At 64.0% G+C, this 22,088-nt stretch carries 21 protein-coding genes, 2 pseudogenes and 1 riboswitch; of the genes and pseudogenes, 17 read left to right on the top strand and 6 right to left on the bottom strand.

The window, feature by feature from the left end:
- The first annotated feature begins 97 nt into the window (after window positions 1-97).
- From Q0X61_RS08825 to Q0X61_RS08835, 3 genes are all read left to right on the top strand, one after another.
- Entirely contained in the window at window positions 98-1,033 is a 936-nt protein-coding gene (locus tag Q0X61_RS08825) for an iron ABC transporter permease (protein WP_297742186.1), read from the top strand.
- 86 nt (window positions 1,034-1,119) lie between these two features.
- Window positions 1,120-2,064, top strand: coding sequence for an iron chelate uptake ABC transporter family permease subunit (locus tag Q0X61_RS08830; RefSeq protein ID WP_297742168.1), 945 nt, complete (start codon window positions 1,120-1,122; stop codon window positions 2,062-2,064).
- Window positions 2,061-2,858: an ABC transporter ATP-binding protein gene (locus tag Q0X61_RS08835; protein ID WP_297742169.1), complete on the top strand. Its 798-nt coding sequence runs from the start codon at window positions 2,061-2,063 to the stop codon at window positions 2,856-2,858. Before Q0X61_RS08830 ends, Q0X61_RS08835 begins: the two co-directional genes overlap by 4 nt.
- Before the next feature lie 478 nt (window positions 2,859-3,336).
- On the opposite strand, the gene Q0X61_RS08840 is transcribed toward Q0X61_RS08835, so the two are convergent.
- Window positions 3,337-5,058, bottom strand: coding sequence for a SulP family inorganic anion transporter (locus Q0X61_RS08840; protein WP_297742170.1), 1,722 nt, complete (start codon window positions 5,056-5,058; stop codon window positions 3,337-3,339).
- 632 nt (window positions 5,059-5,690) lie between these two features.
- Between Q0X61_RS08840 and Q0X61_RS08845 the strand changes: the two genes are divergently transcribed.
- Window positions 5,691-5,858, top strand: coding sequence for a hypothetical protein (locus Q0X61_RS08845; RefSeq protein WP_297742171.1), 168 nt, complete (start codon window positions 5,691-5,693; stop codon window positions 5,856-5,858).
- Between the two features lie 78 nt (window positions 5,859-5,936).
- Here Q0X61_RS08845 and Q0X61_RS08850 read toward each other — a convergent pair.
- Window positions 5,937-6,398: pseudogene (locus tag Q0X61_RS08850) on the bottom strand (phage tail protein); the annotation flags it as partial.
- 57 nt (window positions 6,399-6,455) lie between these two features.
- Here Q0X61_RS08850 and Q0X61_RS08855 point away from each other — a divergent pair.
- The 3 genes from Q0X61_RS08855 (at window position 6,456) to Q0X61_RS08865 (ending at window position 11,170) form a co-directional block, all read left to right on the top strand.
- Window positions 6,456-7,004 (top strand): DinB family protein, encoded by a 549-nt coding sequence (locus tag Q0X61_RS08855; protein ID WP_297742172.1) that lies wholly within the window; start codon window positions 6,456-6,458, stop codon window positions 7,002-7,004.
- A gap of 321 nt (window positions 7,005-7,325) precedes the next feature.
- A riboswitch (cobalamin riboswitch) is annotated at window positions 7,326-7,511 on the top strand.
- A 117-nt stretch (window positions 7,512-7,628) separates the two neighbouring features.
- Window positions 7,629-10,163: a ribonucleoside-diphosphate reductase subunit alpha gene (locus Q0X61_RS08860; protein ID WP_297742173.1), complete on the top strand. Its 2,535-nt coding sequence runs from the start codon at window positions 7,629-7,631 to the stop codon at window positions 10,161-10,163.
- 20 nt (window positions 10,164-10,183) lie between these two features.
- On the top strand, window positions 10,184-11,170 hold the full coding sequence (locus Q0X61_RS08865; RefSeq protein ID WP_297742174.1) for a ribonucleotide-diphosphate reductase subunit beta: 987 nt from the start codon (window positions 10,184-10,186) through the stop codon (window positions 11,168-11,170).
- Window positions 11,171-11,245: 75 nt separating this feature from the next.
- Here Q0X61_RS08865 and mgtE read toward each other — a convergent pair whose 3' ends face one another.
- From mgtE to Q0X61_RS08880, 3 genes and pseudogenes are all read right to left on the bottom strand, one after another.
- Complete coding sequence (gene mgtE, locus Q0X61_RS08870; RefSeq protein WP_297742175.1) at window positions 11,246-12,592, bottom strand: magnesium transporter; 1,347 nt, start codon at window positions 12,590-12,592, stop codon at window positions 11,246-11,248.
- Between the two features lie 121 nt (window positions 12,593-12,713).
- Window positions 12,714-13,376, bottom strand: a complete 663-nt coding sequence (locus Q0X61_RS08875) for an exonuclease domain-containing protein (protein WP_297742176.1) — start codon at window positions 13,374-13,376, stop codon at window positions 12,714-12,716.
- A 103-nt stretch (window positions 13,377-13,479) separates the two neighbouring features.
- Window positions 13,480-13,697: pseudogene (locus Q0X61_RS08880) on the bottom strand (integrase core domain-containing protein); the annotation flags it as partial.
- A gap of 77 nt (window positions 13,698-13,774) precedes the next feature.
- Between Q0X61_RS08880 and Q0X61_RS08885 the strand changes: the two are divergent.
- From Q0X61_RS08885 to Q0X61_RS08895, 3 genes are all read left to right on the top strand, one after another.
- The gene (locus Q0X61_RS08885) at window positions 13,775-13,984 is read left to right on the top strand and encodes a hypothetical protein (protein ID WP_297742177.1); all 210 of its coding nucleotides are present in this window, start codon (window positions 13,775-13,777) and stop codon (window positions 13,982-13,984) included.
- A gap of 235 nt (window positions 13,985-14,219) precedes the next feature.
- The gene (locus tag Q0X61_RS08890; protein WP_297742178.1) at window positions 14,220-14,450 is read left to right on the top strand and encodes a hypothetical protein; all 231 of its coding nucleotides are present in this window, start codon (window positions 14,220-14,222) and stop codon (window positions 14,448-14,450) included.
- Window positions 14,440-14,787 (top strand): type II toxin-antitoxin system PemK/MazF family toxin, encoded by a 348-nt coding sequence (locus tag Q0X61_RS08895; RefSeq protein WP_297742179.1) that lies wholly within the window; start codon window positions 14,440-14,442, stop codon window positions 14,785-14,787. Before Q0X61_RS08890 ends, Q0X61_RS08895 begins: the two co-directional genes overlap by 11 nt.
- Window positions 14,788-14,817: 30 nt before the next feature.
- Here Q0X61_RS08895 and Q0X61_RS08900 read toward each other — a convergent pair whose 3' ends face one another.
- On the bottom strand, window positions 14,818-15,537 hold the full coding sequence (locus Q0X61_RS08900; RefSeq protein WP_297742180.1) for an ASCH domain-containing protein: 720 nt from the start codon (window positions 15,535-15,537) through the stop codon (window positions 14,818-14,820).
- A gap of 160 nt (window positions 15,538-15,697) precedes the next feature.
- Between Q0X61_RS08900 and Q0X61_RS08905 the strand changes: the two genes are divergently transcribed.
- The 7 genes from Q0X61_RS08905 (at window position 15,698) to Q0X61_RS08935 (ending at window position 21,940) form a co-directional block, all read left to right on the top strand.
- The gene (locus tag Q0X61_RS08905; protein WP_297742181.1) at window positions 15,698-16,231 is read left to right on the top strand and encodes a GNAT family N-acetyltransferase; all 534 of its coding nucleotides are present in this window, start codon (window positions 15,698-15,700) and stop codon (window positions 16,229-16,231) included.
- A gap of 157 nt (window positions 16,232-16,388) precedes the next feature.
- On the top strand, window positions 16,389-18,044 hold the full coding sequence (locus Q0X61_RS08910) for an SWIM zinc finger domain-containing protein (protein ID WP_297742182.1): 1,656 nt from the start codon (window positions 16,389-16,391) through the stop codon (window positions 18,042-18,044).
- Between the two features lie 31 nt (window positions 18,045-18,075).
- The gene (locus Q0X61_RS08915) at window positions 18,076-19,716 is read left to right on the top strand and encodes a CTP synthase (protein WP_297742183.1); all 1,641 of its coding nucleotides are present in this window, start codon (window positions 18,076-18,078) and stop codon (window positions 19,714-19,716) included.
- 4 nt (window positions 19,717-19,720) lie between these two features.
- Window positions 19,721-20,050 carry a DUF952 domain-containing protein gene (locus Q0X61_RS08920; RefSeq protein ID WP_367270729.1) on the top strand — a complete coding sequence of 110 codons (330 nt, stop codon included), beginning with the start codon at window positions 19,721-19,723 and terminating at the stop codon, window positions 20,048-20,050.
- A 9-nt stretch (window positions 20,051-20,059) separates the two neighbouring features.
- Entirely contained in the window at window positions 20,060-20,653 is a 594-nt protein-coding gene (locus tag Q0X61_RS08925; protein ID WP_297742184.1) for a Type 1 glutamine amidotransferase-like domain-containing protein, read from the top strand.
- A gap of 324 nt (window positions 20,654-20,977) precedes the next feature.
- Window positions 20,978-21,253: a hypothetical protein gene (locus Q0X61_RS08930; protein WP_297742188.1), complete on the top strand. Its 276-nt coding sequence runs from the start codon at window positions 20,978-20,980 to the stop codon at window positions 21,251-21,253.
- 240 nt (window positions 21,254-21,493) lie between these two features.
- Window positions 21,494-21,940 (top strand): hypothetical protein, encoded by a 447-nt coding sequence (locus Q0X61_RS08935; protein WP_297742185.1) that lies wholly within the window; start codon window positions 21,494-21,496, stop codon window positions 21,938-21,940.
- Window positions 21,941-22,088 lie beyond the last annotated feature (148 nt).

Below are 22,088 nucleotides of genomic sequence, written 5' to 3' on the forward strand. Positions count from 1 at the left end.
TCTCACCGACCTCATCGATCAGGCCGTCGCGAAGGTCACGAAATAACCCTTGCATGCTCGTCGATATTCCCTGGTCATCGCCGTTCTCGCAGCGGTGGTGCTCGGTGCTACGTGCCTGCTCAGTCTTGCCCTAGGTAGTAAAGCCATCGGACTTCCGGCCCTGGTGGACGCCCTCCAAGGGGGCGGCGACCCCTACGTGCGGGAGGTACTGGCAGCACGTGTCCCGCGCACTGTGTGCGGGTTGGTGACCGGTGCCGCACTGGCCAGTTCCGGGGCCGCAATCCAGACAGTTACTCGCAACCCCCTCGGGGATCCGGGAGTTCTGGGTCTGACAAGTGGCGCAGCAGCTGGGGTCGTCACGGTGTCGTCGGTCCCCGGACTGGCTGGTCTCCAGCTCATCGGCGGAGCCTTCACTGGAGCGGTGGTGGCCACGGTTGCAGTGATGGCGCTGGGCAGTTTCGGACGAGGCCCCGATGCCACCAGACTGGTGCTCGCCGGAGCCGTGATAACAGCCGTCGCCGTCGCCTACTCCCAGGCCGTGAGTCTGCGCCATCAGGCAGCCTTCGACGCGTTGCGCTTCTGGTCTGCAGGATCGCTGGCGGCAGGTGGCTCCCTCGGTTGGCCCGTGGCCGTTCTCGCCGTCGCAGGCACGGGACTGTTTGCTTTAGGACGCGGCCTGGATGCCGTGGCCCTCGGCGACGAGGTAGCCGCCGGACTGGGGCACCATCCCGCACTCGTGCGTGCCCTCACTCTCACCGCGGCGGCTCTGCTGACTGCGGCCGCCACAGCGCTCACTGGCCCGATTGCTTTCATCGGTTTGGCTGCGCCGCATCTGGCAAGACGGTTTACCAGTGGCTCGACGCGCGCTCTCATTGGAATGTGTTGCGTACTCGGGCCTGCGCTCTTGTTATTGGCCGACGTGCTGGGGCGCCTGGTCTTGCGCCCTGCTGAGGTGCCTGTCGGAGTGGTCACCGGACTCCTGGGCGCACCTCTGCTGCTGGCGGTGGTCCGACGGTCACGAGGTGTGCTGTGAGCGCTTCTTCCATCTCTCTCAGTGTGAATCATGAGCTTGCTGCCCGCCTCGCCCACCGCAGTCGTATTAGGCATCTCGTTGCAGTGATGCTCCTGGTAGTGGCTCTGTTGACCTCGTGCGCTTGGACGCTGGCCATTGGCAGGCTCGGGATTCCCCTTGCGAGCCAACCGCAAGCTTTGGTTGAGCTGGTCACTGGTCGAGGCAGCCTCGCTCTGACGGTTCTGCGTGGACCGCGCCTTGCGGTGGCGGTGGGGGCAGGAGCGGCGCTTGGTCTGGCCGGAGCCTTATTTCAGCGAGCCACAGCGAATCCACTCGTCACCCCCGATGTCATCGGGATTACGACGGCTGCCGGGGCCGGGACGGCGCTGGCGAGTGCATTCGGCTTACCGACGGGTCTCGGCGCCTTGGGGGGAGCCCTCGCAGCGGGCGTCATCATCCCGTGGGTCACAACCACAGGGTTCCGCAATCCTGGCGCGGTGATCGTCGCGGGGATCGGTGTCGCAGCGGCCGCCACCGCGACGACGCAGTTCGTTCTGGTTTTCTCGCGCCAGTCCGAGGCCATGGCTCTTGCTGCTGCGCTCACGGGGTCGCTGACCGCACGTACCTGGGGTGATGCACTCACCGTCTGGTCTGTGCTTGTCCCGCTGAGTCTGGTGGCGATGGGGCTTCGTGTCGACCTCGACCTCATCGGCCTCGGCGACGAGATTGCCCACGGGCTAGGGTCGCGCCCGGACCGGACGCGCACCATCGCGTTGTCGGTGGGAATCCTGCTGACAGTGGGTGCTGTGGCAGCTGCAGGTCCACTCGCTTTCGTGGCGCTCACCGCACCTCATCTGGCTCGCGGGTTGACCGGGCTTCCAGCGATGGGGTCTGCGGCCTTGGCTGGCGCGACGACGGTGTGTTTGGCGGACCTTGCCGTCCAGCGTCTGGCGTTCTTGGACGGGCTTCCTGTGGGCATACTAACGGCCTTGATCGGTGGTCTGTTCCTCGGCGCTGTTCTCATCTCACAACTTCGGAGGGGCTTCTTATGACCAGCTCAGCGATCGAGATGAACGATCTCACCATTCGCTTCGGTGGCCTCACTGCCGTTGAACGCGTCAGTGCCAGTGTGCCCAAGGGCAGCTTCAGCGTCATCACCGGCCCGAATGGATGCGGCAAGTCGACCTTGTTACGCGCTGTGGCTTATGTGCGACCAGCCGACGAGGGTAGTGTCGCAATGCTTGGCCAGGACGTTGCGCGCATGGGCCGTCGACAGCTGGCGCGTACCTGCAGTCTTCTGCCGCAAACCACTGTGACCCCACGGGGTCTGCGCGTGGAGGAGCTCGTGGCGCGTGGCCGCCACCCATACCACTCGTTCCTCAGTAGCAGTGCCCCCGGCGATGCTGAGATCATCGACCGGGCGATGGAGCGCGCTGGGGTCACAGACCTCGTCGGTCGGCAGGTCACCGAACTCTCCGGTGGTCAGCGTCAACGTGTCTGGTTGGCGATGGTACTTGCCCAGGACACCCCGGTCATTTTGCTGGATGAGCCCACCACCTTCCTGGATCTCTCTGCCCAGTACCTGTTGCTCGATCTGTGCTCAGACCTGGTCGACGAAGGCCGTACGGTCGTGGCCGTTCTGCACGACCTTCCTCAGACAGCCGCCTATGCCGACCACGTGCTCATGCTGAAGCAGGGGAGGCTCGTCGCCGAGGGGCCGCCAGCCGAGGTGATCACCGCAGAGAATGTGGAGGACACCTACCGCATCAAGTGCCGCGTGGATCTAGATGATGCGCGCGGACCGGTGGTTCTTCCGCTTGCGCGGCAACATCGCCTGTGTACCTGACCGGCAGCTTGCTGACTGGCTGGTAGACCTACTTGAACAGTGACATGAACGTCGTGAAGCTCACTGATGCTGCATCGTGCCTCACGACGTTCAACGGTTTCGGAGATGGAACGATCCTTGGTGTTGGGTCTGACTTCTTCACCAACGGTTCCGCGTCGCATCGCTGCTCAGACGAAGGGAGATGAGCGCTCCACGGATGCCAAGGTTCGAGAGATTTAAACTCCGTCAGCGACGCGCTCGCACATCGGGCTGGCGCCGTTGCATGGGAGTTGGTCGTTTGGCGGGGGTCGAGGAACTAGGGGCGCCTGGACACTCAGATCGTGCTCGCGCAGTGGTTCCCTCGTGATCTTCTCGACACGAATCTCGTCTCTTACGTGCTGACGCCTTCGAGATCTCTGGAGGACGCGACGACCCTCCGTCGCCGACCGCGGGGCAGGGTGATGCCCGCGACGCCTACGCGGCGTCGATCCTCGGGCAGCTATTCACCGTGCTGATCGCCCCGAGACGCCGCGGGCGCGCCGTCGGATTCTTCGTGCTGGATGCGCGCGACGTGCAACCGGGCGTGGGCGATGGCGTCGAGGGTGTTGTCGAAAGCGTGATTCTCGTGCGCGAGTTGCTCGAAGACGCCGAGTTCGCGCAACACCGGAACGTGCTCGGGCTTGGTGGCGGAGAGCAAGACCCGGGTGCCTCCGCGTTCGAGGCGCCCGATCGTGTCGGCGAGCATCTGGGCGCCGGTGGCGTCGATCGTCGTGACGTAGCGCATGCGCAGCACGACGACCTTGACCCACGACACCTCGGCGAGCTCGAGGAGGAAATCGTGCGCGGCCCCAAAGAAGAGGGGGCCTTCGACGCGGAAGGCCGCGATGTGTTCGTCGAGGAGTTCGCGTTCCTCGTCGCGGTGGTCTCCCTTGTCCAGTGGGGTGGCCTCGAACACCGCGGTGCGAGCGGTGTCACGCAGTGCGAAGAAGCCCGCCACGACAAGGCCGATGAGCACGGCGACGACGAGGTCGAACACGACGGTGGCGGCGGCCGTGATGAGCAGGGTGGCCCCGTCGCCCTTGGTGGCGCGCATCACCGAGGTGATGTTGCGCGGGTGGATCATCTGGACCGCAGTGGCGATGAGCACACCGGCGAGCGCGGCGAGAGGGATCTCGCCCACCCACCGGGCCGCGACGAGCACGGCGACGAGCAGGAGCAGCGAATGGAACACCGCTGCCAGACGTGAGCCTGCGCCGGCCCGCACATTGACGGCAGTCCGGGCGATGGCGGCCGTCGCGGGAATCCCACCGAACAGGGGTGCGACGACGTTGGCGATGCCCTGCCCGAAGAGCTCGCGGTCAGGATCGTGCCGGTCCCCGACGGTCATCGCGTCGGCGACCGTGGCCGACAGCAACGACTCCAACGCGCCGAGAGCGGCGACGGCGACCGCCGCCAGCAGCAGCGAGTCAAGGTGCGCCCACGGGATCTGCGGCCAGCGTGGGGCGGGCAGCGTCGACGGGATGTAGCCGATGGTCTTGAGCCCGCCACCTGCCAGCATGTTGATGGCAGTCGCGGCAGCTACCAACACCAGCGCCGCGGGGAACCCACTGCGAACGCGCGCAGCGACCACGATCCCTGCTGCCACCAAGAGAGTCATGACGGGTGCCTGCCATGACGGAGCCCCTAGCCAAGCTGTGATTGCGCCCCACGCGAGCCCGAGGACCTTCTCGCCGTCCACATCGACGCCCAGCGCTGCAGGCAGCTGCTGCAGCGCAATGATCACTGCGATGCCCGCCGTGAACCCTTCGACGACCGGTAGCGGCATGTATTTCATCGCCCGCCCAGCACCGGTGACCGCGAGCACGAGCAGCATGAGGCCAGCCAATATGCCGACGACGAGCACCCCGTCGGCGCCGTGGGCGGCCACGATGGGGATGAGCACGACGGTCATCGCGCCCGTCGGACCACTCACCTGGACATTGCTGCCGCCGAAGACTGCCGCCAGGATGCCCGCGACGATGGCCGTCGTGATTCCGGCTGCCGCGCCGACGCCGGACGCGACGCCGAAGCCGAGCGCGAGGGGGAGCGCGACGAGAGCAACCATGAGCCCCGCGGAGAGGTCGCGCCCAACCGTCGCGCGGGACCAGTCTGAGCGGCGCGGTACGAAACGCAGGGCGCGGGCTCGGAAGCCTACCTTTGAGGCGGCGCGTGGGTGGGTCACAGTATTTGCTTGCTCCTTCAAGGGATGAACGACACCCAGAGGATACACAAGGCGAAATTCTGCGACGGCCACACTGCCGGTGACGCTCGACCACAGTATCGACCTCCGAAGGGTTATGTCGAGGTCCAATTGATGAAGTTCGAAGATCTTGGTGCTGGAGATGCTGTGAAACTTGCAAGCAGGAAGCGAAATGACACAACAGACCGACTCTTAGCGCATGCTTGTGTCTACCTCGCGGCGCGTGGTAATTTGGAGCCACTAGATCCCCCACGTCTCTCCAAGGATGCGCATTTGGGGGATTTTCTATGAGAGGACAGGGGATGGCTCCTCGAGTACTTGGTGCTTTCCCACTTCCGGGACCAGCAGAAGCATCGAGAATTTGTGGTGGCACTCCGCCATGGCTGTTCCCGCCAGCTGCTCGCTAAACCCGAACAGACGGATGGTGCACTAGTTCACCCATCTGCATTAGAGCGCACCTACTGATATATGGCGTACCAGAGCTCCCCGTCGTGGATTGTCATAAGCGCGCACCTTCGTGCGTGCGCGGAACATCTGCGCCGATCATTGTCGGTTGTGGAATGCTGCCTTGGGGGGTCTCGCCAGCGTTGCCAATGTCGCGGTTGGTTGCGTGGTTGGCTGATCCAACTGTGATTGCGGAACGTGCAACGCGACGGGCGAAGCTGATCGAAGCGGCGGAGAATCTCGCGGACATCGAGGCAACGCTGGCGGCACGCGCCGAGGTCGAAGCCGAAGGCACCATTCCCTGGGACGAGGTCAAAGCCGACCTGGGCATCGAATGAGCTATCGCATTGAGCTCAGTCCCTCGGCCGCTCGTCAGCTGCGCAAGCTCGACGGTGCGCTCCGGCGGCGTCGCCTTCCCAAGGGTGATCGCCCTTGATGACGAAGAACGAGCCCCGGATCGTCCCCGCGAGCTTCGACTTCTGCCGTGCAAACTTGAAGGCCGACAGCTCGTCGGGCACCTCCAAGCCCTCCGACAACTTGAATCCGACGGCGCGCTTGCCCTTGTCCGCGACGGTGTAGAGCACGTTCACGGCGAGGCCGGACGCGTAGAACACGTGGACCCAGTGGATGCCTTCGACATCGCTGACGGCCACCTCGAGGGGCCGCGACGCGAACTCGATCCCACGCTCGGATCGCAGGATCTCCTCGACCCACGCGAGGGCCGCGGGGGCCTCGTCGGCGGGGACGACGGTGAAGTCGTGCGAGTACTTGTTGTGGAAGTAGCGGGCCTCGTTGGCTCGCAGCCCGGCGAGGGCCTCCGCCACCGGCGAGGACTCGAGGCCCGTCGTCGAGACATTCACGAAATCGACCTGTGACATGGGCGTTCCTTCCGGCGGACGGCGTGCGACGAGTTTAACTTGTGCTATCAAATGCCTATGACTGAACCGCACATCGACGCCGTCGGACGCCCCGAGCCGCGCATGGATGCAGGGGAGACCGAGACGCTCCTCGGCTTCCTCGACTACCAGCGCGCGACGCTCGAGTGGAAGACCCGCGGCCTGACCGACGAGCAGCTCCGCCAAGGCTTGCACCCCACGACGATGACCCTCGCCGGGATGCTCGCGCACCTTGCGACCGTCGAGGACTTCTGGTTCTCGATGGTCGTCGCGGAGGGGCCGTTCCCGGATTGCTGGCCGTCCGAGGCAGTCGGCGACCCCGACTGGGAGTGGACCGCGGCGACGCGGTGGCCGGGGGAGCGGTTGCGGGGCGCGTGGGGCGACGCCGTGGCGAGGTCGCGGGCCGTCGTTGAGAAGGAGCTGACCCAGCCCGACGACGTCGCGCTCTCCGCCACCCACCCCGCCTGGGGCGGGCGAGCGCACGTGAGCCTGCGCTGGGTGCTGGTCCACATGATCGAGGAGTACGCCCGCCACAATGGCCACGCCGACCTGCTGCGCGAGTCCATCGACGGCGAGACGGGTGAGTAGTCGTCGGGCCCGGCGCCCGTGGTCGCCGGCGGGTTGGCCATTGACCATGTTCGCGATCATGTCCATCCACACGCCGCATGCGGAGCACCGCGATGCGCTGCTCGCCACGCGCGACACCAAGGGCTTCGATCACATCGACGGCCTGCGACTCCTCAATCCGTTTGAGTGACGCTCGTCGGCCGAGTCGCCCCCCCGTGTCAGCAGCCAACGTTGGGTGCGCTGAAGGGGATAATGACTGCCGGCAGCCAGAACGACACGTGCTGCAAGGTGCACTGAAAATCCACTACATCTTGAGGGTTGACGCCTGACCCTATCCCACATATTGTGTTACACGCATGTGGTTCTCCGTGAGGAGATGAAAAGGGAATCCGGTGAGAAACCGGAGCTGCCCCGCAGCGGTGTACGAGAACGACCGCCGTCACACAGCACTGGGACGAACGTCCTGGGAAGCGACGGCCAGTAGGCGGCTCGTGAGCCCGAAGACCTGCCTCGTGTGGCCCCACGCCGTGGGGTCCGGTTCGCAGCGCACGAGGGATCGCGCTCGGTCGACGGGCGCTGCCTGTGCGCCCGCAGATTGCCGCACCCTCGTCGTCGGGCCATCCGACGAAGTCCGAGGGAAGACGAATGCACAACACCATCCGCGTCACCAAACGTGACGGCAGCCTTGCACCCTACGATGGCGCCGAAGTGGCCGCCTCGATCGCCGACGCCGCCCGCGGCCTCGACGATGAGACCGCCCGAGCGCTGCAACTCCAGTCCGACGTCGAGATCACGCTGTTCGACGGCATCACCACCGAGCAGCTCGATGAGGCCGTCGTGCAGGTGACGCTGGGCAACGTCAAGGACGATCCGGTCTACGACCAGATCGCCGCCCGCCTGCTCGTCAAGCAGCTCTACAAGCAGGTCTTCGGTGACACCTCCGACCTCTTCGGCGACGGCTCGCCCGACACGATCCGGCTGCTGCACGTTGATCACTTTCCCGGCTACGTCGAGCGCGGGATCCGCGACGGCCATCTCGACACCCGCATGGGTGAGCTGTTCGACCTCGAGACGCTCGCGCGGGCGCTGACCCCGTCGCGCGACGACCTGCTGCGCTTCATCGGCGTCCAGACGATGCGCAACCGCTACCTGCTCACCGACGGGCAGCGTCGCGTGATCGAGGTGCCGCAGTTCTTCTGGATGCGTGTGGCTATGGGCCTCTCCCTGGGTGAGCAAGACCCGACGGCGGTGGCGCTCGAACTCTACGAAGCGATGAGCCGGCTGGAGTACCTGGCGGCCGGGTCGACGCTCGTCGGTGCCGGCACCCCTGCCGCACAGCTCTCCAACTGCTTCGTCATGCAGATGGAGGACGACATCGAGCACATCGCGAAGTCGATCCGCGACGTCATGTGGATCACGAAGGGCACCGGCGGCATCGGTTTGTCCGTGACCAAGCTGCGTTCGGAGGGCTCGCCGATCCGCTCCAACAACACGACGTCGACGGGGCCGATCCCGTTCATGCACACCGTCGACTCGACGCTGCGCGCAATCTCGCGCGGCGGCAAGAAGTTCGGCGCACTGTGCTTCTACATGGAGAATTGGCACGCTGACTTCGCGCAGTTCCTCGACCTGCGTCAGAACTCCGGCGACCCGTACCGCCGCACCCGCACTGCCGACACCGCGGTGTGGATCTCCGACGAGTTCATGCAGCGCGTGGCCCGTGACGATGACTGGTATCTGTTCGATCCGCTCGAGACGTCCGACCTCGTCGAGCTCACTGGACGCGCGTTCTCCGAGCGGTACGCCCAATACGTCGAGATGGCTGAGGCCGGCGAGCTGCGGATACACCGCAAATTGAAGGCGCGTGAGCAGTGGAAAGCGATCCTCGTCGCGCTGCAGTCAACGTCGCATCCGTGGATCACATTCAAAGACACAATCAACACCCGCGCACTCAACGACAACACGGGCACGATCCACCTCTCCAATCTCTGCACCGAGATCTGCCTGCCGCAAGACCGCGACAACACCGCCGTCTGCAACCTCGCCTCCGTGAACCTCTCCCGGCACCTCGATGGGGTCGGCGTCGAGGCCCGCTTCGACTGGGATCGCCTCGCGCGCACCGTCCGCACCGCTGTGCGCCAGCTCGACAACCTCGTCGATATCACCGCATCCGCTGTGCCGGAGGCGGAACACGCCAACCTCGCCAACCGTGCTGTCGGCCTCGGGCTCATGGGGTTCACCGACATCTGCGAGCGCCTCCGCATTGCCTACGATTCGCCCGCGGCTTGGGAACTCATCGACGAAATCGTCGAGTTCATCTCCTGGCATGCCATCGACGCGTCCTGCGACCTCGCCCGCGAGCGCGGGGCATATCCCAACTTCGCAGGCTCCGGCTGGTCGAAGGGGCTCGTGCCGTTCGACACGCTCGACCGGCTCGCCGCCGAGCGGGGGGAGGCCGTCGAGGTGGATCGCTCGTCGCGGCTCGACTGGGATCTGCTGCGTCGACGCGTGGCCGGCGGCATCCGCAACGCCACGCTCATGGCCGTGGCTCCCACCGCGTCCATCGGGCTCGTCGCTGGCACCACGCCAGGGCTCGACCCCCAGTTCAGCCACATTTTCAGCCGCGCGACGTCGTCGGGGAAATTCCTCGAGGTCAACCGCAACCTCGTGCACGACCTCAAGGCGGCAGGCATCTGGGAGGACGTGCGCGACGAGCTGCTGCGCCATCAGGGAGACCTCGCGAAGGTGGAGGGCATCCCGTCGTGGATGACCGAGGTATACAAGACGAGCTTCCAGCTCGATCCGACGGCGTACCTCCACGTCGCTGCCCGGGCTCAGAAGTGGATCGACCAGGCCATCAGCCGCAACATCTACCTCGCCGACCGCAACGTCCAGACGATGGTGGATCTCTACCAGCTCGCCTGGCGCATGGGCGTCAAGACCACCTACTACCTGCACATGCTGCCGCGCCACACCGCCGAGCAGTCCACCGTGAAGGTGAACAAGGCCGCCGCGACGAACAAGCGCGGCTTCGGTGCCCGCCGACCCACGACGCCCAGCCCTACCCCCGCGGAGGTGAGGGGCGTCGTCGGGACGCGGGCGGCGAACCTGCAGGTGATCGGCGGCATCACGATCGACGTGGACCCGCAGGAAGCCCTCCAGTGCGACTCCTGCCAGTGAGCAACCAGAAAGGCAATTTCATGACTTCCATCCTCGGCACCGGCATTCAAGAAGGACTGCTGCTGAAGCCCGTCACCTACCAATGGGCGTACGACCTGTACGAGCAGGCCGTGGCCAACACTTGGTTCCCCAACGAAATCCAGCTCGACGAGGACCTCGCCGACTTCCACCGCATGACCGACGACGAGCGGCACGCGCTCACCTACCTGATGAGCTATTTCAACCCCAACGAGCTGCTCGTCAACAAGGCCCTCGCGTTCGGCGTCTATCCGTACGTGGGCGCGGCCGAGTGTCACCTCTACCTCGCGAAGCAGATGTGGGAGGAGGCAAACCATTGCATGGCGTTCGAGTACGTCCTCGAGACGTTCCCGATCGACCGTGACAAGGCGTATTCCTCGCACGTCGAGGTGCCGAGCATGGCGGCGAAGGAAGCGTTCGAAGTGAAGTACATCACCCGAATGACCTCCGACACGCTCGACATCTCCACCGTCGAAGGTAAACAGGACTTCGTGCGTAACCTCGTCGCGTACAACATCATCCTCGAGGGAATCTGGTTCTACTCCGGCTTCATGGTGGCGCTGTCATTCCGGCAGCGGAACCTGCTGCGCAACTTCGGCTCCCTGATCGACTGGATCGTGCGCGACGAATCGCTCCACCTGCAATTCGGCATCAACCTGATCCTCACGGTGCTCGAGGAAAATCCGGAGGTGGCCACCGAAGAGTTTGCCGCTGAAATCCGGAAGATGATCGTCGACGCGGTGGCGATGGAGGAAACCTACAACCGCGACCTGCTGCCCACCGGCATCGTCGGTGTGAATGCGGATATCGTGAACGACTACGTCAAATATCTCACCGACCGGCGGTTGGAGGAACTCGGCTTCGAGGCGGAGTTTGGCGTGGCGAACCCGGCGAAGTGGATGGCGACGGCCAACGACACCCTGCAGCTCGTCAACTTCTTTGAGGCGACGAACACCTCCTACGAGGTCAACACCAGGGCGGGCTCCTAGGGAAGCAAGCAGCGTGGAAAAGGTGTCCGGTTGGGGCTCGTCGAGGGCTCCAGCCGGGCACCGCGAACGCGCGGACTACAACCCGAGCAGCGACTTCGCGATCAGGAAGTAGATCACGAGCCCCGACGCGTCCACGAGGGTGGTGATGAAGGGGTTGGCGAACACGGCCGGGTCGATGCCGAGCTTCTTCGCGATCAGTGGCATGCCTCCGCCGACGGTGGCGGCCAGCGTGCAGATGCTCAGCAGCGTGAGTCCGATGACGCCACCGATATCCCACCCGTAGATGAGGCCGGTCAGGATGAGGCCCAGTATCCCCAACAGCAGCCCCAGCAGTGCGCCGACGCGCACCTCTCGAAAGAGCACCTTCAGCACATCACGGGGTTCGACGTCACCCAACGCCAGGGCGCGGGTTACCGTCGTGGCGGCCTGGTTGCCGGTGTTGCCGCCGGTGCCGATCAGCAGCGGGATGAATACCGAGAGCACGACCATCTGGGACAACGTCGCCTCGAAACTCTCCAGCACCTGCACCGTGAGCGTCGCACCGATCGCAAGCACCAGCAGCCACACGACGCGGGACTGCACAATCTCCAGCACGGGTGTGGCCAGGTAGGGCCGACGCAGCGGTTCTGAACCTGACATGCGCGCCTGGTCCTCCGAGTCGGCCTCTTCAAGCACCTGAAGCGCGTCATCCACGGTGAGCAGCCCGACCAGGCGCTGCTCGTGATCCACCACCGGCAATGCCAGACGTTTGCGGTCGGCACAGCGCCGGGCCGCCTTCTCGGCAGGCTCGGTGGCTACCGCGAAGTCTGCGTTCTGCATGATCGTGCCGAGCTGGGTGTCGGCTGACGCACGCATGAGGTCCCTCAGGCTGAGGACGCCGGCGAGTGTGCGGTCGGGCTCTACGACAGGCAGCGTGTAGATCGATTCCGCATCGTCCAGATGGGCTTTCACCTGGTCCATCGCAGCCGCCACTGTCATGGCGGGCCTCAGCGTGATGAGCTCGGGGCTCATACGACGCCCGATGGAGCCATCCGGGTAGCCCAGCACGATGCCGGTGAGTTCGCGCTCATCCGCGGGCAGGCTGGCGACAAGGCGGGCAGCGACGGATGCGGGCAGTTCGTCGAGAAGCTCGGCGCGGTCGTCGGGATCCATATCGACGAATACCGACGTCACCTCCGGCGCACGGAGCCCTCGCAGCAGTTCGGCTTGCACGACGGGGTCGAGCAGGTCGAATACCTGGGCGGCTGTGTCCTTCGGGAGGGAACGGTACAGCAGCGCTCGTTGCTCCTTGTTGAGGCGCGACATGAACGACTCGGCCTGTTCTGTGGAGCAGTGGGACAGCATGTGCGACAGTGTGGAGACGTCGTTGTCACGCAGCGCCGCATACAGCTTGCGCTCGCTGATCACCTCAAGCGTGGACAAGACAGCTCCTCTCGTACGAACGTTCCAGACCTCGCTGAAGTATATTCAGCAGGTCATGGAACAACGCTCAGTGCTCATCCGCGCATGCTCCACTGGGAAAATGAGTGGCTGCCTGCGGGCGTCAGTGCTGCACGGGCCACTCGAGGCGCCGCAGTACCTCGTCGGCCTCCGCCTTGTTGCCTTTGCTGGCCAGCCACTTCGCGAACGACTCCCGCTGATCGCGGTACCACTTCGCCTGCTGCGCGTTGGCCTTCGATGGCGACTGCAGGTTGCTGGCGAGTTTGCGCGCTAGCTCTGCCGCCGCATCCGCATCGGCCCGGGCACCGTGCGCGTCGTCGTCGGAGAGCGGTACCCCATAGTGCGCTGCGACGTCGACCAGCTGGCGCTTGCCCCGTCGGAAGCGGTCGACGGCCTTGTCAATGACGTACGGATCAAGGATGGGGCCACAGACCTCCAGCTGGCCGAGCCCGTACCGCTCGCACTCCCTCGCCAGCAGCGTGAAATCGTAGGTGGCGTTGAAGGCACACAACACGGCGCCTGCCGCCCACGCGTCGTACAGCGCGTCGCGGATCTGGGCGACGCCGGCGGCGTGATCGATGCCGGCGTCCGTGGCCCGTTCGGTGGTGATGCCGTGAATGGCGACGGCACTTGGCGGGATGGGCGCGGTGGGGCGCAGGAGCCACTCCCGAGCCGCGACGCATGCCGTCACGATTTCAGCCGACGACGGGTCAGGCCCGCTCGTCTCAGTATCGAATCCGACGAAGTCCACGCCGTCCCAGCTCATGTTCACTCCTCGCACTTGCACCGAAGGCGGCCATCGCCCTGCACGTGAAACACCCTACGCGGCAGTGCTCCCAACGGTCTACGAACAGGTGTGGCCCGGCGATCTAGGTGTATGAGGCCATGACGTTGTTGACGCGGGGCGGAGGCGTGAGGCTGGGGGGTGATCGCTGCGGGTGGTGTGGGGTGGATGGTAGTTGTAGTGGTGGTTCCAAACGCTGATCGCGTTCCTCCGTTCGTTCTGGGAGGCGTAGGCGCGGGCGTAGAGGCACTCGTCTGCGAGTAGCCGCTGGTGGCGCTCGATCTTCCCGTTGTGGCGGTCCGGCAACCTGGCCACCGTTAGCACGCAGCAGCGGACACCGTGCTTCAGGGGGAGTTCGTGCATAATCCTGCGGGCGGGTCATGGAACGGGTCTCCCTCCCCGACGCCGTCTTGCGGGCGCTCTCCAAACTCGCTGCTATCACCCAGGACCTCGCGCTGCAGTACAGCGAGCACGCGGTGGCCGTCGTGTTCGATCTTGCGTTCAGGCTCGGCGAGCAACAGATGCTGGGTGAGATGATCGAGGCCAGAGCCGGCGACGTCGTGCTGCCGGCGGGAGTAGGGGAGCCGTGACCCCAGCGCGGGATCGCGGGCCCCGCCTGCGGTTGAACGCACTGCCTCACCCCCCACGGCTGTTGGATTTGAACTGATTCTTGCAAAGCTTGGCGTACAGCGTGGGCCTACCGATCACATGTCCGTCAGTGCGCGTGCCAGCGAGCATCAGTGCATTGGCAGGCACGCGTCGAACCCAGGCGGCCGAGCTGCACAGCTGTAGTCAAAAGTGGCTACCAATCCGTATACTTGCTGCATGGCAATGACGACGATTAAGGTGCCCGCTCAGTTGCGGGACCGCATCAATCATGAAGCGCGGGAGCGCGGGCTTCCGGCTGCGGGGCTGATTGAGAATTTGCTAGATGCGTATGAGCGTCGGCGTCGTATGGAGGCGTTCGGCCGCGCGTTTCGTGCTGCTGACGCCGAGTACTGGGATGAGTTCGCTGCATGGGATCTCGGGACTGGCGCCCTGTCCGATGACGACTGAACTTCGACGGGGCATGGTGGCGTGGGCTGAGCTCGATCCCGTCCGCGGACGAGAGCAGTCCGGCCGGCGCCCCGTGCTGGTGGTGGCCAGTGATCTCTACCTCGCGCAGGCCGATACCCTCGCGATCATCGTTCCGTGTACGACGCGTGATCGTGGGTGGCCGAACCATGTGAAGCTTGTCGGTGAACACTTGGCCCTTCCCGTCGCCACCTATGCCATGACTGAGCAGTCCCGCACGGTGACACGAGAACGTCTGCTTGACGTCGCAGGGGTGGTAGATGCGCGCACGATGCGTGAGGTCGACGGGTGGTTGCGCGATTTCCTGGCGTTGCCGTAGCCAGATTTAGGGTGCCCCCACGTGTTGACGCTAGTCACCTTCGCACAGTTCGAATGTGACAACGTCGACGGGGTCCGTCGCTGTGAGGCCTGGGTAATGCATATCGAGGGCAGCCTGTAGCTCCGCCAGTGACGGGAACCCGTCGCGCTGCGCGTGCTCGTCGGTGAGGTCGGCGCGAGAGACGGTGCGTACGGCGGTGACGTTCGCGTCGAGGGTGACGACTTCGTCGGACTCTTTTTCGAAGACGAGTTGTGCCGGGCCTGGGCGGAAAGGGTCGTCGACGCGGATGGTTTGGCGCTTGGAGCCGCTGCGGATGGCAGGCTCATAACCCTCCCACATGTAGATCTTCTGTGGGAGCTCAGCGGAGCGCCAGTCGAACGCGTGAGGCAGAAGGGCGTCGACGCTCACGGCCTCGAGTCCATTGTGGCTACGGATGACGCACTGGATCGACGGGTCCTCGTCGAACAACACCTGACGGCATTTGCCGCAAGGAGAAATGACTTGGCCAGTAGGGCCGTACGCCGCGACAACGGCCACGACAGGCTCGTCGGGATGAGCCGACGCGTGGTTGGCCAATGCGGAGACCTCGGCGCACGGGCCACCGAGGAAGTGGAATGCGTTGACGCCGGTGACAATCTCGCCTGAGCGGGTGAGTAGCGCGGCGCCGACAGTGTGGTCCTGATCGTCATTGCATCGAACCGCGATGTCGGTGGCGGTCTGCACAAGTTCTCGAAGCGTGGCGTTGATCACCCGTCGACGATAGCAACCGCCGGGTTGCCCGTCGAGGCAGTTATCAGCTCTTCGCGGATAGCATTGTTGCTGCGGGAAACGGCGCCATGGAGGATTTCATTGAGGGATTGGGTCTTATGAACACAGGTCGGAGAGTTCGATCCATGAGCCCTCTCGTCGCATGAACGCCAACAAGCCAACGTTGCGACGGCTCCGTCGCGAAGATGCTTCTGCGGTGCTTGCCGCGTTCCAATCCAACCCGGACATGGCTCGACAAGGCGATGTGTCGACGCTGGACGAGGCCGAACGCTACGTGAACCGTCTGACCGCGTCGAACTCGTCGCACGAACCGTGGGCTGTCGTCGTTGATGACGCGTTGGTGGGTTTGGTGTGTGTGAGCGTCGACGACGAGCATCGCAGCGGCTGGTTCTGGTACTGGATGACGAGCGAAGCGCGCGGACGCGGATGGACCTCCGCGGCGGCCGCCACCGTCGCGCATTGGGCATTGACTACGCGAGGGCTGAAGCGTCTGGAGCTCGGGCATCGAGTCAACAACCCAGCGTCTGGGGTAGTGGCAAGGCGCGCAGGGTTCGTGCGGGAGGGCACCGAGCGGGAGAAGTTCCTCATCGACGGAGTGCGCGTCGACGTGCACACCTACGGCAGGCTTCGGTCGGATCCAGCGCCGGCGTTCGAGCCCATGGAGATGATCGCGTGATGACGTATCGCGCTGAAGACATAAAGAATGCTGGAACCCACGCGAAGAGGTGGGTTCCAGCATTCCTTATCGCTGCGACGTGTGGCTCCACCCGTGCGCCCATCGATCGACGTGTGGGACCTCAGACACTCAGTGAGTACTCGAGTAGGGTCTTCACATGGTCGAACTCTCGGAGGACATGCTTGCCGACGCCGTCAGGCCAGTAGTGCTTGAGCGTGCCGAGGACTATGTCGGCAGATTGTCGGCTATCGACGTCAGCGAATCTGAAGCGACGGCGGTAGCCCACGGCACATCGCCATACCAGGTCAGTTTGACTTGGCGAGGTGGGCGTCTGAACGGGTTCTGCACCTGCCCAGCTGCGCTGGATGGCATCTGCAAGCATCAAGCAGCACTGGGACTATGGGTGCTCAGCGACGGTGAGGACGCGTCGACTGATGAGGACGGCGACACTGCTTCGATCATTGCTGAGTTTCTGTCGCGCCAGGACGAGGCATCGCTGCTGGGGCTACTGCGTCAGGCCATGGATACTTTTCCCGGCGTGTGGGAGATGGTGGGGCGACGCGCCACCATGGATCGAGCGATCCAAAGTGGAGGCGAAGCACTGCGCGACCACTTGCTGTCGGAAACTACGAGCTTTTTCCGAACCCGTGGATCATCTGGTTACTGGGAAGGCCACAGGCTTGGTGAGCGGTTCATCGACTACTTGGAGTCGTTGGAGGAGTACCTCGACGCGGGTTTAGCGGACGTGGTGGCACCGTCGTTCAAAAAAGCCACGGAACGCATCCGTGCGATCATTCTGCGTTCGGACAGTTCTTCTGGCTCGCTGGGGACAGCCGGTGATCTGGCTATGAGGTTGTACGCGCGTGCGTGCAGCGAGGGAACATCAGCCCCGAACCGGCTGGCGAAGTGGCTAGTGAAGTTCGAACAAGCGAGCCCAGGATGGCCAAACTTTGAGCTGCAATGGTTCGCCCCCGCACTCGGCGACGAAGGACTCCGAACGCTGAGGAATCAACTCGAGAAAGTGTTGACTGCGTCCGAGGAGCCGGCCGATTTTCACCTCCTCGAACTACAACTCCAGGCGGCGCAACTTTCCGGAGACACCGATCAGGCAGCTCGATTGTTGCGCGACCAGGGCCGGTACTGGGAGCTGTTCACCATGCTGCGAGAGTATGACCGCGAGAGGGTCGCGATGCAGACGCTGCAACTGGCGATCGACGCGGGACGAATTACTACGGTTGCGCGCTCTGGTCCGTACATGGGTCGCGATATTCCGTTGCAGGTGGCAGTGACGGCGCTCGTCGAGGATGGGCGTGAGGACGAGGTCGAGGACGTAGCACGTCGCGTATTCCTGCGCGAGGTTTCTGTCCAGGCCTACCGTTGCCTCGTCGAACACGCCTCGGATCCTGAGCAGGCGCGCGCGTGGGCTCGTACGGGCGCGCTTGCCGAGGCGACGCCATGGACGACGAGGTCGGTGCTGCTTGAGTTGGCCATCGAGGACGAAGACTGGGATAACGCGCGAGAGTTGGCCGACGATGGGGACCTGCATGTGGGCTCGCGAGAGCGGCTTGTCGAACTGTTCGAGAGCCACGGACGTCCTCGGGACGCAGCCGAATTGTTGACTCGCATCGTGTGGGAATCGCTGCGAGTGGCGGACAGCGCGAAATATGCGTCGGTTGCTCGGCAACTCAAACACATCGATCGCCTCTATAGGGAATCGGGGGATGCCACTGCAGGCCCGACGTTGATCGAAGAAATCCGAAGTGCATACCCGAACAGACCGTCGCTCAGAGCTCATTTGGACAGGTTGGACTGACGGCGGTCGCATCCCCTTATGCTGGAGGTCCGTGAGTAGAGCCAAACACGTCTTTGTTACGGGAGGCGTCGTCTCCTCCCTCGGTAAGGGCCTCACGGCCTCCAGCCTCGGCAATCTCCTCGTCGCACGCGGGCTCCGCGTGACCATGCAAAAGCTGGATCCCTACCTCAACGTGGACCCCGGCACCATGAACCCCTTCCAGCACGGCGAGGTGTTCGTCACCGAGGACGGCACAGAGACCGACCTCGACATCGGCCACTACGAGCGCTTCCTCGACGTCAACCTCACCGCCGACGCGAATGTCACCACCGGCAAGGTCTACTCCACCGTCATCGCGAAAGAGCGTCGTGGCGACTACCTCGGCGACACCGTGCAGGTCATCCCACATATCACCGACGAGATCAGCGCGCGGATGCTCGCCATGGACACCGGCGACGTCGATGTCGTCATCCACGAGCTGGGCGGCACCGTCGGTGATATCGAGTCGCTGCCATTCCTCGAAGCGGCCCGCCAGGTGCGTCAGAGCGTCGGCCGGGCCAACACGTTCTTCCTGCACGTCTCTCTCGTGCCCTACATCAAGCCGTCGGGGGAGATGAAGACCAAACCCACGCAGCATTCCGTCGCCGCGCTGCGGCAGGTCGGCATTCAGCCCGATGCCATCGTCTGTCGCGCCGAGCGTGAGGTGCCCGTCGGATTGAAGCGGAAAATTGCCCTCATGTGCGACGTCGACGAGGAGGCCGTGATCTCGTGCGCCGACGCGTCGAGCATCTATGAGATTCCGCGCGTCCTGCACCAGGAAGGTCTCGACGCGTACCTCGTGCGTTGCCTCAACCTGCATTTCCGTGATGTCGATTGGAGTGTCTGGGGCGACCTGCTGCGTCGCGTGGAACAGCCGAGCCGGGAACTCACCGTCGCGCTGGTTGGCAAGTACATCGACCTCCCCGACGCGTACCTCTCCGTCACCGAAGCGCTGCGCGCTGGCGGGTTCGCCCATGATGCAGGAGTGCACATCCGTTGGGTTGCCTCCGACGATTGCGAGACGCTCGAGGGAGCCGACGAGCAACTGCGTGACGTCGACGCGATGTGCGGGCCGGGTGGATTCGGCATCCGCGGCGTCGAAGGCAAACTGGGCGCGCTTCGATATGCGCGCGAACACGGCATCCCGACGCTCGGTCTGTGCTTGGGGCTGCAGTGCATGGTGATCGAAGCGGCCCGCAACCTCGCTGGCATCGACGGTGCCTCCTCCAGCGAGTTCGATCCTGAGACGCCTGCCCCGGTCATCGCCACCATGGCCGAGCAGCGTGCAGTCGTGGGCGGTGACGGTGACTTAGGCGGCACCATGCGGTTGGGTTCGTACGAGGCAACGCTTGTTGAAGGCTCGATCGTCGCCGACGCGTACGGCACCACCGCCGTCACTGAGCGGCACCGCCACAGGTATGAGGTCAACAACGCTTACCGTCAGCAACTCGAGGAGGCTGGCCTGGTCTTCTCGGGAACGTCCCCCGACGGTGAACTCGTCGAGTTCGTGGAACTCCCCAAGGACGTGCATCCGTATTACGTGGCGACGCAGGCTCACCCCGAATTCAAGTCACGCCCGACGCGACCCCATCCGCTGTTCGCGGCGCTCATCGAGGCGGCGCTGGGCTCACGTTCGCGGCGCGACGTACGCTGACAGCATGATGTTTCACCTTGCGCTCCCTGAGGACTGGGTCGACGCCCGAGCCTCCGGCCGCTATGCGATGTCCACGCGCGGCGTCACGCTGGCGGAGCAGGGTTTCATCCACGCGTCGAAGAACGACGAGCAGGTGCGCAGGGTGCGGAGCCTGGTGTTTTCCGACGTTGAAGACGTCCTCCTGCTACATATCGACGAGCACCGCCTCGCCGACGCGGGCCTCGTCGTACGCATGGAGCCGGGCGACCCGTCGGACCCGAACTCCGAGCTCTACCCTCATCTCTACGGCGGACCGCTGCCGGTGAGCGCCGTCGTTGCAGTGACGGCTGGGTAGGCTTGCAGCATGAAGTTGTTTCTCGCGTCATTCCTGCACGCTCAGCTCGGTGATTTCCTCGGCCACAAGGTGGCGTACATCGACGACGCCGCGGCGCGCCTGCGGAATGCGTCATTCGCCCGCGCAGAGCGAGAGGCAGTGTCGAAGCTGTGTAGCGAGGTGGTTGACGTGACAGTCGCGACGACGCCCGTCGATGCTATTCGAGAAACGCTCGAACACGTCGACAGCGTCTACGTGGCCAGCGGATCCACCTTCGACCTGCTGTTCGCGCTGCGCTCCACCGGCGCGGAAGCCGTGATCAAAGCCCTTGTCAAGGAAGGGCTACCGTACGCTGGCTCGTCAGCGGGGGCAATCGTTGCAGGCCCGACGATTGAGCCGGCAACCATCATGGATGACCCGACGACGGCCCCAGACCTCAGCGACTACCGCGGCCTCGAACTGACCGAGTACGTGGTGGTGCCGCATGCGCAGGGAACGACGGGACCGTACACAATTTCGATGATTGCCCGTACCGTTGAGAGGTACGGAAGGCGGTGGCCACTCGTGCTGCTGCGCGACGAGCAGGCGCTCGTCGTCGACGATTCCGGCGCCCATCTCGTGTGAGCTCGGGCCAGTGTTCGCGTCGATCACCTCGAATTTCCGTAGGGCTGGCCGGGTGTGGGGTGTAGACAACCCTTGGCGGGCAAGGTAACTTGGATGCATGGACGGGCCGATCATCGCTCAGTCGGCGTTCAAGCATAAGTAGACTGAAGACGACATACTCCATGCCTACCGCAACCCGATCCGAGCACGGGATCTAGGTGATGGGCTTACGATGCTCATCGGCGCAAGTCAAACCGCCGCCATGCTTGAGGTTGGCTACATTCAGGGCACTACCGCCATCGTCATCGTCCACGCGATGCGGGCCCGCGAGAAATTCCTGAGGTGATGACCATGCCACATACTCTCGAAGAGATCCTTGCCCATGCTGACGACCTCGCATCGAAGTTCGAGGAATACGAGCCTAACGATGCTGATGAGATCGATGTCGATGTGATGCAGGCGCTTCGTGCTGCGGTCCTCGAAAGGTCTAAAGCCGAGCGGCACCTCGTGGATGCAATTCAACACGCTCGAGACGCGGGTATGACATGGGCGGCTATCGGAACCACCGTTGGAACGTCAGGTGAGGCGGCGCGCCAGCGGTATGCCAAGCAGATCGCGTAGCAGGGCCTCGTTGGAGTACCGCTGCTCCTGATGTTAGGGATGGGACGTCTCTTTCGTCGAAGGATTCCGCTTTCGCCTTCGTCGTCGACGAATCTGGTGCCCATCTCGTGTGAGCTATGGCGTTCTTTGGGCTACCGCCTACGGTTCGCGTCGTTCAGATGCGCGCGTCTTGGAGCTGTTGCAGGAGCTCGGTTTGGCGGTCGAAACGTTAGGTCCAACTAGACGACGAAAGGGATAACAATGGCGCCAGTTGAATGGATCCCCGCAGCCACCATCAAAGGCACAACGTCCTATCAGGCAGGGCTTGATATGGACTTTGGCTTCCTGCATGGATTCAAGCGAATGAAACACGGCGCGGTTACGACTTACGTGTTGTGGCATTATCCGTCTACGGAGGAATTTGCGCATCCTGAGTGTCTTGATAATTATCTTCAGTGCGCCGGCACCGCCGAGTGTATGACGCTCGAGCTTCGTGTTACCCACGAGGATGGCAGTCATACCCACTGGGTCCTGGGCCGAGAGCCGCTTACGGGTGGTGAGAGTGAGCGGGTTGTGTGGGATACGGGGCAGTCCATGGTGTATCCAGAAGAGGTCTGGACTGCTGAGCAGGCTGCACCGTTGTTCGAGCAATACGCTCGCGAGCGCACCATCCCCGACTGGGTCCATCGCCGCGAGCTCGACATCTGAGCCAGTCCCTCCTGCGTGTAACCGGCTGTGACCATGACTGGCTACCGCTACGGCAGCCCGGAGCCGAGGATGCGTGGGCCTTGCGTGCGTGAGGATTCCGAGTTGCCTGGTTCGTTGTTCTTCTGAGCCGTGTTGACCCGGTGAGGCT

Origin of the sequence: uncultured Tessaracoccus sp. (assembly GCF_947255005.1) — a bacterium.
Taxonomy (GTDB): Bacteria; Actinomycetota; Actinomycetes; order Propionibacteriales; family Propionibacteriaceae; genus Arachnia.